The organism is Deltaproteobacteria bacterium (assembly GCA_026712905.1).
Lineage (GTDB): Bacteria > Desulfobacterota > Binatia > UBA9968 > JAJDTQ01 > JAJDTQ01.
Window position 1 is genome coordinate 41584 of the sequence record JAPOPM010000130.1, and the last position, 13572, is coordinate 55155.

Here is a 13572-nt window from a genome sequence, read left to right on the forward strand (position 1 = left end):
GAGTATTCCCGCTCGGGAAGTCTCCGCGAGTTTCAGATGATTCACTCGGACGCGGTTTCCTCGGCGGGCGCGCGTGTGGGGAGGGGGGTCTTGTCTTCCTTGATGAAGTCGAAGAGCAGCCGCGGCACGTCGTTGCAGTTGATGCAGCGGGGTGTTTTCGGTTGGCTGCCGTCCGGATAGATCATGTTCTTGAGGTAGAACGGTTTCTCGGTGCCGACGTAGCCGTCGTAGTAGAAGGCCAGCTTGCCGCACTGACTGCATTCAAGATACTTCGCCATGCTTACGGGTCTTTCTGCGTTTCAGGATACCGGGTTACCAAGCCGTGCCGAAACCCGCGAAGCCGAACGTCATTCCCGCTTAAGCGGGAATCAGGCTTCGAAGCTGCCGGTGATCTCCTGGTGGCCGTCATTCTCTGTATAGCTTTCCTCGCGGTACAGGCCAAGCGCCTTCATCACCGGGGTGTCGTGGATGGCGAACAGCAGCGCTTCGCCGTCGGTTTCGTTGGCGTGCTCGTGCCATGCCCAGGGCGGCACCACGAAGAAGTCGCCGTCCTCCCAGTCGAAGCGCTCGCCGTTGATCACCGAATAGCCCTTGCCCGAGAAGGCCAGGTAGACGGAGCTCTGCACCTGCCGGTGCGCCTGGGTGCGCACGCCGGGCCGGATCTTCTGGATGGTGCAGCTTATGGTGGTCAGCACCGGGCCGCCGGTGTTCGGGTTCAGGTACTCGAAGCAGACGTCGTCGTGGGGGCTGGCCGGGCCCTCGCCGATGCGTTGCAGCGCGTCGTAGGTGGGCTCCCACTTGAAGTTGAGCAGCGGCGAGCGGTCCTCCGGCGGTTTTTCCCACGTGGGGCGCAGGTGCGTGACGCCGTACTTTCGCTCGGACTCGTTGACATGGGAGATGGGGAAGCGGTGGTCCGGGTACATCTCGAAGAAGGTGGCGTCCAGGTCTCCCACCAGCGGCAGGTCGAGTCCGTCCATCCAGATCATGGGATCGTCCGACTCGCAGCCGTGGTCGTGCCAGTCCCAGTTGGGCGTGAGCACCAGGTCGCCGCGGCTCATGACGCACTTGTCGCCGTTCAGGTTGGTGTAGGTGCGGTCGCCCTCGATGATGAAGCGGATGGCCGACGGGGAGTGCCGGTGGCAGGGCGCGATCTCTCCCGGCTTGACGATCTGCACCGCCGCCCACAGCGTCCGGGTAGCCGCGGGCTTGCCGCCCAGTCCCGGGTTCACCAGCCCCAGGACACGCCGTTCGCCGCCGCGCTCGATGGGTACGAGGTCCCCCGCGGTGTGGGCGAGCCGGCGCAGGTCCGCCCAGCGCCACATGTGCGCCTTCACCGGGGACCGCGGCTCGGCCGTCAGGGCGTCCTGGGTGATGTTCCACAGCGGCACCAGGTGCTTCTCGTCCACTTCCCGGTAGAATGCCTCGGTTTCCGTGTTCGTGCTCATGGGATGCCTCCCGGCGCCAGCGTGCTCAAAGCGTCCTCAACTCGCCGACCCCTGCAGCGCCAGCTTCAACCCCGGTTTCTGGATGTACACGTGGTTGGCCTTGTTGCCGCGCAGGTTCTTTAGCAGGCCGAGCACGCCGTTGCCGGTGTACGGAGTCGCCGGCCCGGCGGCGCGCATGGCGTTGAACTCGTCCTTGGTGATGAGCCAGCGCAGCAGCAGGTCGTCGTCCGAGAGGCCGGGCTCGAAGCCCTTGCGGATCTCGGCGATGGACGGCTGCGGCGGCTGCCACTTGGCCAGCTCCCGGGCGCGCGGCCGGTCGAGGATATTGTCCTTGACCTCCGGGTCCATGAGGCGGCTGCCTTCCTCGCCCCACAGCCCCAGGGCGTAGAGGATGCTCTGGTCGGTGACCTGGGTGTAGCGCGCGCCCACGATGACGTTGATGGCCGCCTGGCTGCCCACGAACTGGGACAGCGGCGTCACCATGATGGGATAGGCGAACTCCTCGCGCACCCGGCCGCACTCTTCCAACGCCTCCTGGAACTTGTGCTCCAGGCCCACCTTCTCCAGTTGGTGGCGCAGGTTGGAATACATGCCGCCGGGCACCTGGTGGAGGTACTGGCCGTGGTCGTATTCCACCGGCCGCCCGAGCGGCAGGCCCTCCTGCCCGGCGATGCCGGTGAAGTGCTCCGACACCGCGTGCAGCGGCTCCTCGTCCACCGCGGTGGTGTGCCCCAAAGCGCGGGCGTTGGCGGCGACGTTGAACAGCGACGGGTTGGACGAGGCGTTGGCCAGCGGCGGGATCGCCGTGTTCACGATGGTGATGCCGAGCTTGATGGCCTCCACGCAGCACAGCGGCCCCAGCCCGGTGGTGCAGTGGGTGTGGAACTCCACCGGGATGCCGTTGACGTTCTCCAGCACCAGCGGCACCAGGGTGCGCACCCGGTCCGGGGTGATGAGGCCGCCCGGGTCCTTGAGGCAGATGCGCGACAGGTCCAGGGTCGCCGCCTGGCGCGCCCGCTCCGCGTAGTACGCGTCGGTGTGCTTGGGCGACACCGAGTAGATCAGGTTGATGATGGGCTCGAGCCCGGCTTCCTTGGCCGTCTTGACCTTGTTGCGCCAGCCCTCGAAGTCGTTCCACTCGTCCGAGATGCGCGCCTGGCGCATGCCGTTGGCGCGCATGCGTTCGAGGTAGAGCTGGTACAGGGAGAAGGGCGTCACCTCGAAGGCGTTGAAGCGCCCTGAGGTCATGCGCAGCGGCGTGTTGGGCATCTTCGCCGCCATCAGCCGCAGCCGCTCGAACGGGTCCTCCCGGAGGTCCCGGGCCAGCTTCTTCAAGAAGATGCTGGACATGAGCTCCATGGCGTCGAAGCCCGCCTCGTCCATGCGCTCGGCGATGGGCAGCATCATGCCCGTGCGCATGCGCGTGGCCCACAGGCTCATCTGCCCGTCGCGCAACGTGGTGTCCACGAAATGGATCTCGCTCATGGGCGACAGCCTAGCACAAACCGGTCAGTTGACGCACGAGCGGCGACGTTCTATGTGGAGGAACCGCCCGTCGGGCGGTCCGCAAGAACAAGGGACAAGGGCAAGAACAACGGACAAAGGTTACCCGCCGCTCAAGCGGCACAAGGAGGCATCCCCATGGCAAACAGGCTTTTCAACTCGAAAAATTCGATGTTCTGCGAGAAGCTCCGCGTCGTCTTGACCATGAAGAAGGTTCCCTACGACGTCGTGGACGTACGCGCCGACAACCGCGAATCGCTGATCGCGTTCTCCAACCAGCGCAAGGTCCCCACCATGGACATCGACGGCCGGTGCGTCCAGGATTCCACCATCCTGGCCAAGTACTGGGAGGAGCAAGTCCCCGAGCCCACCATCTACCCGGACAACCCCTCGGACAAGGGGCTGTGCCTGATGCTGGAGGACTGGGCCGACGAGGACCTCAACGGCGCCGTCATGGCGTTCCGCCGGGCCCAGAACGACGACGAGGTGAAGCAGGCCGAGGAGGGGCTGGCGGTCCACCTGGAGAACCTCGACCTGCTCTACTCCGGCAAGGACTTCATCTTCGGCCGCATGACCCTCGCCGACATCTCCATCTACGCCCAACTCCACTACCTCTACACCGCCCTGGACCGCGAGATCGACGCTGGGTACACCCACGTGCACCACTTCCTGGAGCGCATGATGAAGGCCACGGGCGTGTCGTCGATGAAGGAGGTGGCGTAGGGCTCTGCGTCGTCAGACCCTACCCCAACGGATGCAACGGACAACCCGGATCTGAATGACGGGCCGTTCATCCAGGGCCATGGCGCGGTACTGGGAGTATTTCCGGCGCAACAGCCGGACGGCCCTGCGGTGAGCGTCTCCCTCCGTGACGACGCACGCTTCGCCCTGAATGATGATGTGGGCCAGACGCGACCAGTCCTCGTCTTCGTAGTGGTGGACCACTACGGATACGCGGGGATTGGCGCGGATGTTGCGGATCCGCTTGAGTTCCCGCAGCGTGGCGGCCTTGGGCTTCTCGTCGATGGGTGAGTACAGGCACTCGCCGTCGAAGGCGAAGCAGAAGGGGACGTTGAGCGGCTGGCCGCGCTCGTCCACCGTGGCCAGGTGGCCAACGCGGGCTTGGCGAATGAACGCGGCTTCCTTGCGAGTCATGGCGGTGCCCGATTTCTTCATTCCCGCCCCCTTCCGTCATTGATAGTCATTCCCGCGAAAGCGGGAATCCAGGAGGGGTGGGGCGGGGGATGCACGACCGCGACGCCCCTCCACCGCCCCTGGATTCCCGCTTTCGCGGGAATGACTATCAATGACGGAAGGGGGCGGGAATGACGTACCTGGGGTCCGCGCACGTCTTCGTCCCTTTGAAGGCTGCGAAGCCTACAACCTGTAATCCCCGATCAGCGACGGCGCGAACAGATCCTCCACGGTCGGGATCTTTTCCGCCAGCAAACCCTGTTCGCCCATGTAGCGGATGAGGGACTCGATGACGTGGCGGTTGGGCTCGATGCCGTAGGGCCACCAGTCGTCGCCGAAGACGTCGCGGAGGAGGGCGATTTCTGCCTGGAGCCAGGGGAGGGTGCTGGCCATGGTGTTGTTGATGTTCATGCGCGCGAAGGCGTCGTCCTTGGACTGGCAGAAGGCGGTGTAGAGGCTCCGGGCGACCCAGGGGTTGGCCTCGTACACGTCCTTGCGGATCACCACGGTGTGCATGATGGGGAAGAGCTGGGTGCGCCGGTAGTAGTCGATCTCCACGGACTTGAAGTCGGGGAACAGGCGGCGGATGTGCGGCGCGCCGGCGCTGTAGCACGACGGGATGCGCGCGCTGACCAGGGCGTCGAGCTCGCCTTTGTTCAGCATGTCGTTCAGGGTGCGGTCCTGCGGGATGGGCTGCACCTTGATCTCCGGCGGCAGCCGCAGCTCGATGCGCTCCTTCCGTCCGGGCACTTCCTGGCCGCCGGTGAACCACTGGACGTCGCTGGCCTTGATCCCGTGGTCGTCGCTCATGAAACCGCGGATCCATACCGCCGCGGTCATGGCGTACTCCGCCACGCCGATGCGCTTGCCGCTCAGGTCCTCGGGCTTGTCGAGGCCCCGGTCGGTGTTGATGAACACGCAGGAGTGGCGGAAATAGCGCGACGGATAGACCGGGATGGCGATGAACGGGCTCTCGCCGCGGGACGTCATGGTGATGTAGTTGGACAGCGACATCTCCGAGGCGTGGAACTCCTGGTGGTGGCCCATGCGCCAGAAGATTTCCTCGGCCTCCAGCGGCAGGTAGTTGAGCGCGATGCCGTCGGGGCTCAGCGAGCCGTCCTGCAGGGTCTTGGTGCGGTCGTAGTCGCCGCACGCCAGCGTCAGATGCAATTTGGACATAATGGTTTTCCTTGCGCGTTCGTGCGCACGTCGATCCGCCGGAACTCGCCGCCGGTGCGGCCGGAACGTCCCGGCGCGGGTTCCATCGTCAATCCTCCACCTTGTGGATCACCAGGCCGGTGACGAGCTTGGGGAAAAAGTAGGTGGACTTCTGCGGCATCTTCTCGCCCTTGAGCGAGACCGCGATCATTTCGCCGGCGGTGGGCGGGTTCAGGATGAGGGCCGCCTGGCAGCGGCCCGCTTCCGCCTCGGCCAGCGCCTCCTCGGCGTCGTGGGTGTACGCCACGGCGTCGGTGTTGACGGCGTCGCGGGTGGACACCCCGAGCACGTGCTCCATCAGCAGCACGTGCAGGGTGGTCACGTCCAGCCCGCGCAGCTCGGGGCTCATGTCCGGCGCCAGTTGCGCCATCGCCGCTCCGTCCCCGGGCCGCAGCGCCAGGTAGCGCGCATCGTCCTTGAAGGCCGCTCCGAGCACGCGCTCGCCGTCCTTGGGCTGTTCGAGGGTCTCCAGGAACCGCCTCCGCCCGCCGGCATCCCTGGAAAATGCCTCCACCTGGAAGTACCGCCGGAGCTTCTCCTCCAGCTCCGCCGCGCCCACCGGAGGCATCTCGCGCACCAGCCGGTGGGTGGGCAGGATCACCACGCCTTCCTCGTTCAGGTTGGCGAAGTACATCATCACCCGGTTGAATCCCTCGTCGCCGGTGGCGCCGGGCCGTTCCGCCAGGCGCCGGCGCCGGTAGTTGCCGGCGGCCTCGTAGCGGTGGTGTCCGTCCGCGATGAAGACCGCCTGCTCCCGCAGCGCCTCCCGCACCATGCCGATGAGCCCCGGGTCGGTGACCGCCCACAGCCGGGAGGTGCCGAACTCGCCCAGCTCCGCCTCGACCTTGGGCTTGTGCGAGCGCACGTGCTCGCGCAGCGCGTCGGTGAGGGTGGGCTTCTCGTCGTTGTAGAGCGCCAGGATGGAGCTGAACTGGGCGTCGCACGCCAGCATCAGCTTCAGGCGGTCCTCCCTGGGCTCGGCCAGGGTGGCCTCGTGCCCGTGGATGGCGCCGTCGCCGAAGTCCTCGATGGCGGCCAGCGCGATGAAGCCGCGCCGCTCCCGCGTCACGCCGTCCGCCAGCCGGTACTCCTGGCTCAGGTAGTAGATGGCCGGGGCATCCTCCGGCACCAGCGTGCCCTCGTCCTGCCACTCCCGGAAGCGCTCCGGCACCGTGGAGTAGGGATCCGCGTCGCGGCTGAAGTCGATGCGCACCACGTTGCGCGGCGAACGCGCGTAGAGCTCCGCCTGGTGCTCGGGAGAGATGACGTCGTAGGGCGGCGCCATCACGCTGGACAAATCGCCGGCCTTGCCGGGGTTGTAGGTGAGCCCTCGGAAGGGAAAAATCTTGGCCATTGCGCGTTCCCGCCTACGCCTTCAGGCTTTCCTGAAGCTTGGCGTCCCTGGCCTCCACGCCGGCGGCCAGCTCCTCCTTGAAGCGGGCCAGCTTGGCTGACAGCTCCGGGTCCTTCCGCGCGATGATCTGGGCCGCGAAGATACCCGCGTTGGCGGCGCCGCCCTTGCCGATGGCCATGGTCGCCACCGGCACGCCCGCGGGCATCTGCACCGTCGCCAGCAGCGCGTCCATGCCGTCCAGCGCCGACGCGCTCAGCGGCACGCCGATGACCGGCAGCGTGGTGACCGCCGCCACCACCCCCGCCAGGTGCGCCGCCGCGCCCGCGCCCACGATGAACGCCTCGATGCCCCGGTCCGCCGCGCCCTTGGCGTAGGCGTGGGTCCGTTCCGGCGAGCGGTGCGCCGAGGATATGTGCATCTCGTAGGGGATGCCGAAGGACTCCAGCCGCGTCGCGGCCTCCTTCATGACCTCCACGTCGGAATCGCTGCCCATCAGTATCGCGACCTTCGGATTCTGATCCGTCACTGTCCGTCTCCTTCTTCGGTTTTGTCGTTATACAGGTTCCGTCCGTTACGTTCCGGTTTTCGCTTCTCTAATGCGCCCTGCGCGGGCCGAGGGCCCCTTCACTTCGACCTCTTCCCCGGGCGGAGAGCGTCGCCTCAGCCGCGCTCCATCGCGCGCCGGGCGATGTCCCGGCGGCAGTGCATGCCTTCCCAGGAGATTCTGTCCACACCTTCATAAGCCTCCCTTGTGGCCGAGGCAATGGTGTCTCCCAACGCGGTCACGCCCAGCACGCGGCCGCCGGCCGTGTGCCAGCCGGTTTCCCGGCGGGTGGTGCCGGCGTGGAAGGCGTATCCCCGTTCCCAGGCGTCGAGCGCGTCCAGCCCCGCTATCCCCATACCCGTTCGATACTCGCCCGGATAGCCGCCGGACGCCAGCACGATGCACACCGCCGCCTGATCGGACCATTCCGCGACCGCTTCCCGCAAGCGGCCCTCGGCGGTGGCCATGAGCAGCGACGCGAGGTCGGATTTCAGGCGCATCATGATGGGCTGGCATTCCGGGTCGCCGAAGCGGCAGTTGAACTCCAGCACCTTGGGACCGTCCTCGGTGATCATGAGGCCGGCGTAAAGGACCCCGCGATACACCAGGCCGCGGCGCTTGAGTCCGGCCGCCAGCGGCTTGAGCACCCGCTCCACCACGGCGTCGTGCACCGCCGCGTCCACCACCGGGGCCGGCGAGTACGCCCCCATGCCGCCGGTGTTGGGTCCCTCGTCGCCGTCGAAGACGCGCTTGTGGTCCTGGGCCGACGCCAGCGGCAGGAAGTCGTCGCCGTCCATCAGGGCCATGAACGAGGCTTCCTCGCCGACGAGCAACTCCTCGACGACCACCCGCTCGCCGGCCGCGCCGAAGACCTTGCGCCCCATGACGGCGTCCAGGGCCGCTTCCGCTTCGGCCCTGCCGGAGCACAGGATCACACCCTTGCCCGCGGCCAGGCCGTCGGCCTTGACCACGCAGGGTCGGTCGTGGGCGACGTACTTCCGGGCTTGTTCAACGTCGGAGAACACCGCGCACGCCGCCGTGGGGATGCCGCTCTCCAGCATCAGCTCCTTGGCGAAGGCCTTGCTGCCCTCGAGCCGCGCCGCCTCCCGGCTGGGTCCGAACACCTTGAGGCCCCGGCTTTCGAACAGGTCGGCGATGCCCGCCACCAGCGGCTGCTCCGGTCCCACCACCGTGAGATCGATCGCCTCCCGCGCGGCGAAGTCCGCCAGCTTCTCGATCTCGCCCGCGCCGATGTCCACCCGCTCCGCCTGCCGGTCCATGCCGTCGTTGCCGGGCGCGCAGTAAAGCCGCTCCACTTGCGGGCTCTGTCGCAGCTTCCACACCAGCGCGTGTTCACGCCCGCCACTGCCGATGACGAGGATTCTCATGGCTTCCGCCGTGCCGACCTGCTCACAACGCGCCTGCGTAACGGAACGTCATTCCCGCGGAACAGGTAATTCAGGGGAAAGCCGGGGTATACGCCCGTTTGCCCCTCCCCGTCCCTGGATTCCCGCTTTCCAGGCTGCGTCAAGACTGATGAGGCAGAGCCCCCCCGGAACGTCATTCCCGCGGAAGCGGGAATCCAGGGGGGGTGGTGGGGCACTGCAGCGGCGTTTCTCCGCCTCGCCGCCCCTGGATTCCTGCTTCCGCGGGAATGACGTTCCGGGGGGGTGGCGCCAGTTCTTGTCCGGGCGACGGTTTGCCGCAGCCGCTGTCGCGGGAATGACGATTCGGGGCGTTGGTGCCGATTCTTGTGCAAGCGGGGTTTTACCACAGCCGGTTTCGCCGGAAAGACGGAGCAGGGAGGCCGGAGTGAGCGGTCTAGTGCCGGAAGTGCCGGATGCCCGTGAACACCATGGCCAGGCCGTGCTCGTTGGCGGCGGCGATGACTTCTTCGTCGCGGATGGAGCCGCCCGGCTGGATGACGGCCTTGGCGCCCGCCTCGGCGGCGGCGTCGACGCCGTCGCGGAAGGGGTAGAAGGCGTCGGAGGCTACCACGGAGCCCGCCAGGTCGAGGCCGTGGGTCTTGGCGCGGGTGACGGCGAGTTGGGCGGAATCCACCCGGCTCATCTGGCCGGCGCCTACGCCCAGCAACTGGCCGCTGGAGGTGAAGACGATGGCGTTGGACTTGACGTGGTGGCACACGCGCCAGGCGAAGCCCAAGGCCTTGAACTCGTCGTCGGTGGGCTGCCGCTCGGTCACCACCTTGCATTCGCGCACGTCGATGGGCTTGTGGTCCCAGTCCTGCACCAGCACGCCGCCGTGGACCCGGCGCAGGTCGTGGGCCGTGTCCACGGCCGGGGTCATGTCGATCTCCAGCAGGCGGATGTTGAGCAGCCGCTTGGCCGAGGACAGGATCTCCCGGGCCTCGGGCGTGAACGAGGGCGCGATGACGATCTCCAGGAAGATCTGTTTCAGCTCCTCCGCGGTCTCCGCGTCCACCGGGCGGTTGAGCGCGATGACGCCGCCGAAGATGGACACGGGGTCGCCGGCCTTGGCCTTGCGGAAGGCGTCCGCCAGCGAGACGTCCGAGGTGGCGAGGCCGCACGGGTTGGTGTGCTTGATGGCCACGGCGGTGGTCTCGGTGAAGTCCAGCACGGTGCTCAGCGCGGCGTCCGCGTCCAGGATGTTGTTGAACGAGAGCTGCTTGCCCTGGATCTGCGTCGCCCGCGCCACCGACGGGACGGCGTCGTCGCCGTGGCCGTAGAAGGCCGCGCTCTGGTGCGGGTTCTCCCCGTAGCGCAGCTCCTGCAGCCGGGTGAGCTGGAGGTTGAGCTTTTCACCCCACGGACCGGCCTGCCGGTCCCCGTCGAGACGGCTCAGGTAGTTGGAGATGGCGCCGTCGTAGCGCGCCGTGTGGTGGAAGGCCCGGCACGCCAGCCGGAAGCGTGTGTCCGCTGAAAGCTCGCCGTCGCCCGCCGCCAGTTCCTCCACCACCGCCGCGTAGTCCGACGGCTCCACCACCACGGCCACGTGCGGATGGTTCTTGGCCGCGGAACGGATCATGGCGGGGCCGCCGATGTCGATCTGCTCGATGATCTCGTCGAACGGTGCCTGCCGGGCCACCGTGGCCTCGAACGGGTACAGGTTCACCACCACCATGTCGATGGCGTCGATGCCCAATTCCTCCATCTGCGCGCGGTGCTCGGGCTTGTCCCGCAACGCGAGGATGCCGCCGTGGATCTTCGGATGGAGGGTCTTGACCCGGCCGTCCATGATCTCCGGGAACCCGGTGACGTCCGCCACCTCGGTGACGTCGACGCCCTGCTGCCGCAGCAGCGAGGCGGTCCCTCCGGTGGACAGGATCTCGATGCCCAACCCGGCCAGCCTGCCGGCGAAATCCACGATGCCATCCTTGTCGGATACGCTGATCAGTGCTCTCTGGATCTTGCCCACGGGTGCCTTGTTCCTTCCTGTTTTGGATGTTCCGGATAACGCGAGGCCCTCACGGCGTCAGCGCGTTGAGCCGTTCGAGGACCTCTTCCTGCCGTATCATGTCGAAGTGGGTGGAGCCGATATACATGTACCTGATTATGCCCGATTTATGTACTGGCGCGGGATTCTCGGGCTGATGGACGTGAGGATCTCGTAGGAGATGGTGTCCGCCCAGCCGGCCATCTCTTCGGCGGAGATGGCCTCGCCTCCCTGTCTTCCCAGCAACACCACCTCGTCCCCCGTCTCCACGCCGGCGATGTCGGTCACGTCCACCATCGTCAGGTCCATGGTGACGCGGCCCACGACGGGGGCGCGCCGGCCCCGGATCAGCACTGCGGCCTTGTTGGACAGAGAGCGTTTGTAGCCGTCCGCGTAGCCCACGGGCAGCGTCGCGATGACGCTCTTGCGGCGAGTGACGAAGGTGCCGCCGTAGCTCACGGGGGAGTGTTTCGGCAGCGTCTTGAGCTGCAGCACCCCGGTCTTCCACGTAAGCGCCGGGGCCAGCGGCACGCGCTCGGCCAGGGGAGGGTGCGAGTAGATGCCGTAGAGCATGCCGCCGGGGCGGACCATCTCGAAACGGGCTTCGGGCAGCCCCATGAGGGCGGCGCTGTTGGCCATGTGCGCCAGCGCGGGGCGGTGCCCCGCCGCGCGCATGCGCTCCAACGCTTGCCGGAAGGCACAGAGTTGCCCGCGGCACGACGGCGACGCCGGTTCCTCGGCCGAGGCGAAGTGGGACATGACGCCCTTGAGCTGGACCGCCTGGAGCTTGTCCAGCTCCGGCAGCCATTCCTCGATCGCCTCGGACAGGAGTCCCAGCCGCCCCATGCCCGTGTCCAGCTTGAGGTGGCAGGGGATCTCGATGCCGTGTTTGGCGCCGTGGGCGTCGAGGTGCCGGAGGAGGTCGGGATTCGGCACCACCGGGGTCAGGGAGTGCCGCGCCAGCCGCGCGGCATCTTCGGGATAGACGCTTCCCAGGACGACGATGGCGGCATCGATGCCGGCCTCACGCAGCCGCGCGCCTTCCGCCACGTCGGCGACCCCGAGGTGGCTCACGCCTTCCTCGCGCAGGACCCGCGCGGTTTCGAGGTCGCCGTGGCCGTAGGCGTCCGCCTTCACGACGGCAAGTATCGCAACGCCGGGACCTGCCAGACGGCGCGCCGTGCCGAGGTTCGCGCGCAAGGCCGCCAGATCCACCACACAACAGGTACCCGCGGCTTTGTCGATGGAGGACACTCGTGCGTGTCAGGAAACCTTGGCGCCGGGCTTGATGGGCTGTTCCGGCGTCAGGATGACGAGTTGGTCGTCGGCGGATGCGGCCAGGATCATGCCCTGGCTCTCGATGCCCCTCAGCTTCGCGGGCTTGAGATTCGCCACCACCACGAGTTGCCGCCCCGTGAGGTCCTCCGCGCTGTAGTGGCCGCGGATGCCGGCCACGAGTTGGCGCTCCTCCGAGCCCAGGTCCACCTTGAGCACCATGAGCCGGTCGGCGTTGGGATGGGGTTCGGCGCTGGTGACCGTGCCGATGCGCAGATCCAGGTTGCGGAAGTCGTCGATGGTGATGGTGCTGTCCATAGGGGTGGTCCGAGGATAACAAACCCCGGCCTTCCCAACCAGAGGTTGCGGAGGCGCGAGTCGTCGGAGAGTTGCCGGGCCGGGCGCGGCGTGTGGCCGGAATCGTTACCGGTCGTCGTCCCAGCCGCCCCACCAGCGCCGCCTCGTGGCGTTGGGGTTGGGGTGCGGCAGGACGAACAGCTCTGTGCTCTTGGGCAGCATCTTGCGCGTGAGCACGAGCCGGGAATCGGCTTGCGGGCGCACCGGGTAGCGGCCGTCGAGGTGGGACGCGAAGTATTCGGCCTGGTGCGGGTTGTCGTAGTGCATCGGCAGCACGATGGGCGGCTTGACCTGCCCGATGACCTTGACGAGGTCACTGAAGCCCAGGTTGTTGCGCGCGTCGATGGGAATCATCATAACGTCTACCCGGCGCAGCAGCTTCTCCTGTTTCTCGGTGAGCAGGTGGCCGATGTTGCCCAGGTGGGCGAGACAGAGGCTGCCCATCTCGAAGACGAAGATCGAGTTGGCGATGCGGGTGAAGTCGTAGTTGCGGGCGCTGGGCAGGTTCACCACCACGATGTCCTTGACCTTCCGGCGCACCGGCTGCCAGCGCTGGTCCAGCGTAATGCCCCTCAGCACCAGGGGATTCCCGCGCACCGCCTCGGTATTGTTGTGGGTGTAGTGGTCGTTGCTCACGGTCACCGCGTCGGCGGTGATCCCCGGCGTGACGTCGAAGTTGGGATCCGCCACCACCCGGGTGCCGGTGCCGGAACGGATGGCGAAGCTCGAATGGCCGAACCAGCGGAGGTGATATTCGCCGAGGCCGATGTCCGGCTTGGCGGACACGCTCGCCAGCGGGCCGAGAGCCCGGGCCAGGTTGGGCGCCGAATCGAAGGACCGCACCAGGTTGGGATTGCAGATGGCCCCGGCGGCCTGCGCGCACAACAGAACCGCCAACCCGAGCACAAGGCCTGTCACGTGGCGTCTTGACATGGCTCCTCCCCAAGTGGCCCACGGCTCACATCCGCGGACATTATGAGCACGCCTCGCACGTCCCGTAAAGAGAAAGCTGGTGGGAGGTCACCGTAAAACCGGTGTCGGGCGAGAGGAAGGGTTCAGCTTCTTCCCTACGGTCGAGGGTGACATCATAGACCTTTCCGCAACTTTCGCAAATAAAATGTGGATGCTTATTCAAGATCGGATCGAAGTGCTGCGTCCGTCCGATGTTGAGGATCTGCACCTTGCCGTCGGCGGCCAGTTTCTGAAGGTTTCGGTAGACCGTACCAAGGCTGATGTGCGGAACTTCCCTTCGGACCCGTTCGTAGATC

The 13572-nt window shown here is 66.9% G+C and carries 14 protein-coding genes; 1 reads left to right on the top strand and 13 read right to left on the bottom strand.

Annotation, left to right across the window (positions count from 1 at the left end; all coding sequences use genetic code 11):
- Window positions 1-41: 41 nt before the first annotated feature.
- The 3 genes from OXF11_10255 to OXF11_10265 form a co-directional block, all read right to left on the bottom strand.
- Complete coding sequence (locus tag OXF11_10255) at window positions 42-278, bottom strand: hypothetical protein (protein ID MCY4487479.1); 237 nt, start codon at window positions 276-278, stop codon at window positions 42-44.
- Window positions 279-368: 90 nt separating this feature from the next.
- Window positions 369-1445: a cupin domain-containing protein gene (locus OXF11_10260; GenBank protein MCY4487480.1), complete on the bottom strand. Its 1077-nt coding sequence runs from the start codon at window positions 1443-1445 to the stop codon at window positions 369-371.
- Window positions 1446-1481: 36 nt separating this feature from the next.
- Window positions 1482-2930, bottom strand: coding sequence for a biotin carboxyl carrier protein (locus tag OXF11_10265; GenBank protein MCY4487481.1), 1449 nt, complete (start codon window positions 2928-2930; stop codon window positions 1482-1484).
- A gap of 156 nt (window positions 2931-3086) precedes the next feature.
- Here OXF11_10265 and OXF11_10270 point away from each other — a divergent pair, with 156 nt between their 5' ends.
- A complete protein-coding gene (locus OXF11_10270) occupies window positions 3087-3671 on the top strand; it encodes a glutathione S-transferase (protein MCY4487482.1) in 585 nt (194 codons plus the stop codon).
- A gap of 12 nt (window positions 3672-3683) precedes the next feature.
- Here OXF11_10270 and OXF11_10275 read toward each other — a convergent pair whose 3' ends face one another.
- From OXF11_10275 to OXF11_10320, 10 genes are all read right to left on the bottom strand, one after another.
- On the bottom strand, window positions 3684-4124 hold the full coding sequence (locus OXF11_10275) for a TIGR03668 family PPOX class F420-dependent oxidoreductase (GenBank protein ID MCY4487483.1): 441 nt from the start codon (window positions 4122-4124) through the stop codon (window positions 3684-3686).
- 201 nt (window positions 4125-4325) lie between these two features.
- A complete protein-coding gene (locus tag OXF11_10280) occupies window positions 4326-5321 on the bottom strand; it encodes an ABC transporter substrate-binding protein (protein ID MCY4487484.1) in 996 nt (331 codons plus the stop codon).
- A gap of 88 nt (window positions 5322-5409) precedes the next feature.
- Complete coding sequence (locus OXF11_10285) at window positions 5410-6714, bottom strand: DUF1015 domain-containing protein (GenBank protein ID MCY4487485.1); 1305 nt, start codon at window positions 6712-6714, stop codon at window positions 5410-5412.
- A 13-nt stretch (window positions 6715-6727) separates the two neighbouring features.
- Window positions 6728-7240 (bottom strand): 5-(carboxyamino)imidazole ribonucleotide mutase, encoded by a 513-nt coding sequence (gene purE / locus OXF11_10290; GenBank protein ID MCY4487486.1) that lies wholly within the window; start codon window positions 7238-7240, stop codon window positions 6728-6730.
- A 134-nt stretch (window positions 7241-7374) separates the two neighbouring features.
- Window positions 7375-8646, bottom strand: a complete 1272-nt coding sequence (purD, locus tag OXF11_10295; protein MCY4487487.1) for a phosphoribosylamine--glycine ligase — start codon at window positions 8644-8646, stop codon at window positions 7375-7377.
- Window positions 8647-9079: 433 nt separating this feature from the next.
- On the bottom strand, window positions 9080-10654 hold the full coding sequence (gene purH / locus OXF11_10300; protein MCY4487488.1) for a bifunctional phosphoribosylaminoimidazolecarboxamide formyltransferase/IMP cyclohydrolase: 1575 nt from the start codon (window positions 10652-10654) through the stop codon (window positions 9080-9082).
- 135 nt (window positions 10655-10789) lie between these two features.
- The gene (gene alr, locus OXF11_10305) at window positions 10790-11926 is read right to left on the bottom strand and encodes an alanine racemase (GenBank protein ID MCY4487489.1); all 1137 of its coding nucleotides are present in this window, start codon (window positions 11924-11926) and stop codon (window positions 10790-10792) included.
- A gap of 9 nt (window positions 11927-11935) precedes the next feature.
- Window positions 11936-12265: a methionine--tRNA ligase subunit beta gene (gene metG, locus OXF11_10310; GenBank protein ID MCY4487490.1), complete on the bottom strand. Its 330-nt coding sequence runs from the start codon at window positions 12263-12265 to the stop codon at window positions 11936-11938.
- A gap of 105 nt (window positions 12266-12370) precedes the next feature.
- A complete protein-coding gene (locus OXF11_10315; protein ID MCY4487491.1) occupies window positions 12371-13237 on the bottom strand; it encodes an MBL fold metallo-hydrolase in 867 nt (288 codons plus the stop codon).
- Between the two features lie 40 nt (window positions 13238-13277).
- The coding region (locus OXF11_10320) for a transcriptional repressor (protein MCY4487492.1) at window positions 13278-13572 on the bottom strand (295 nt) is incomplete at its 5' end.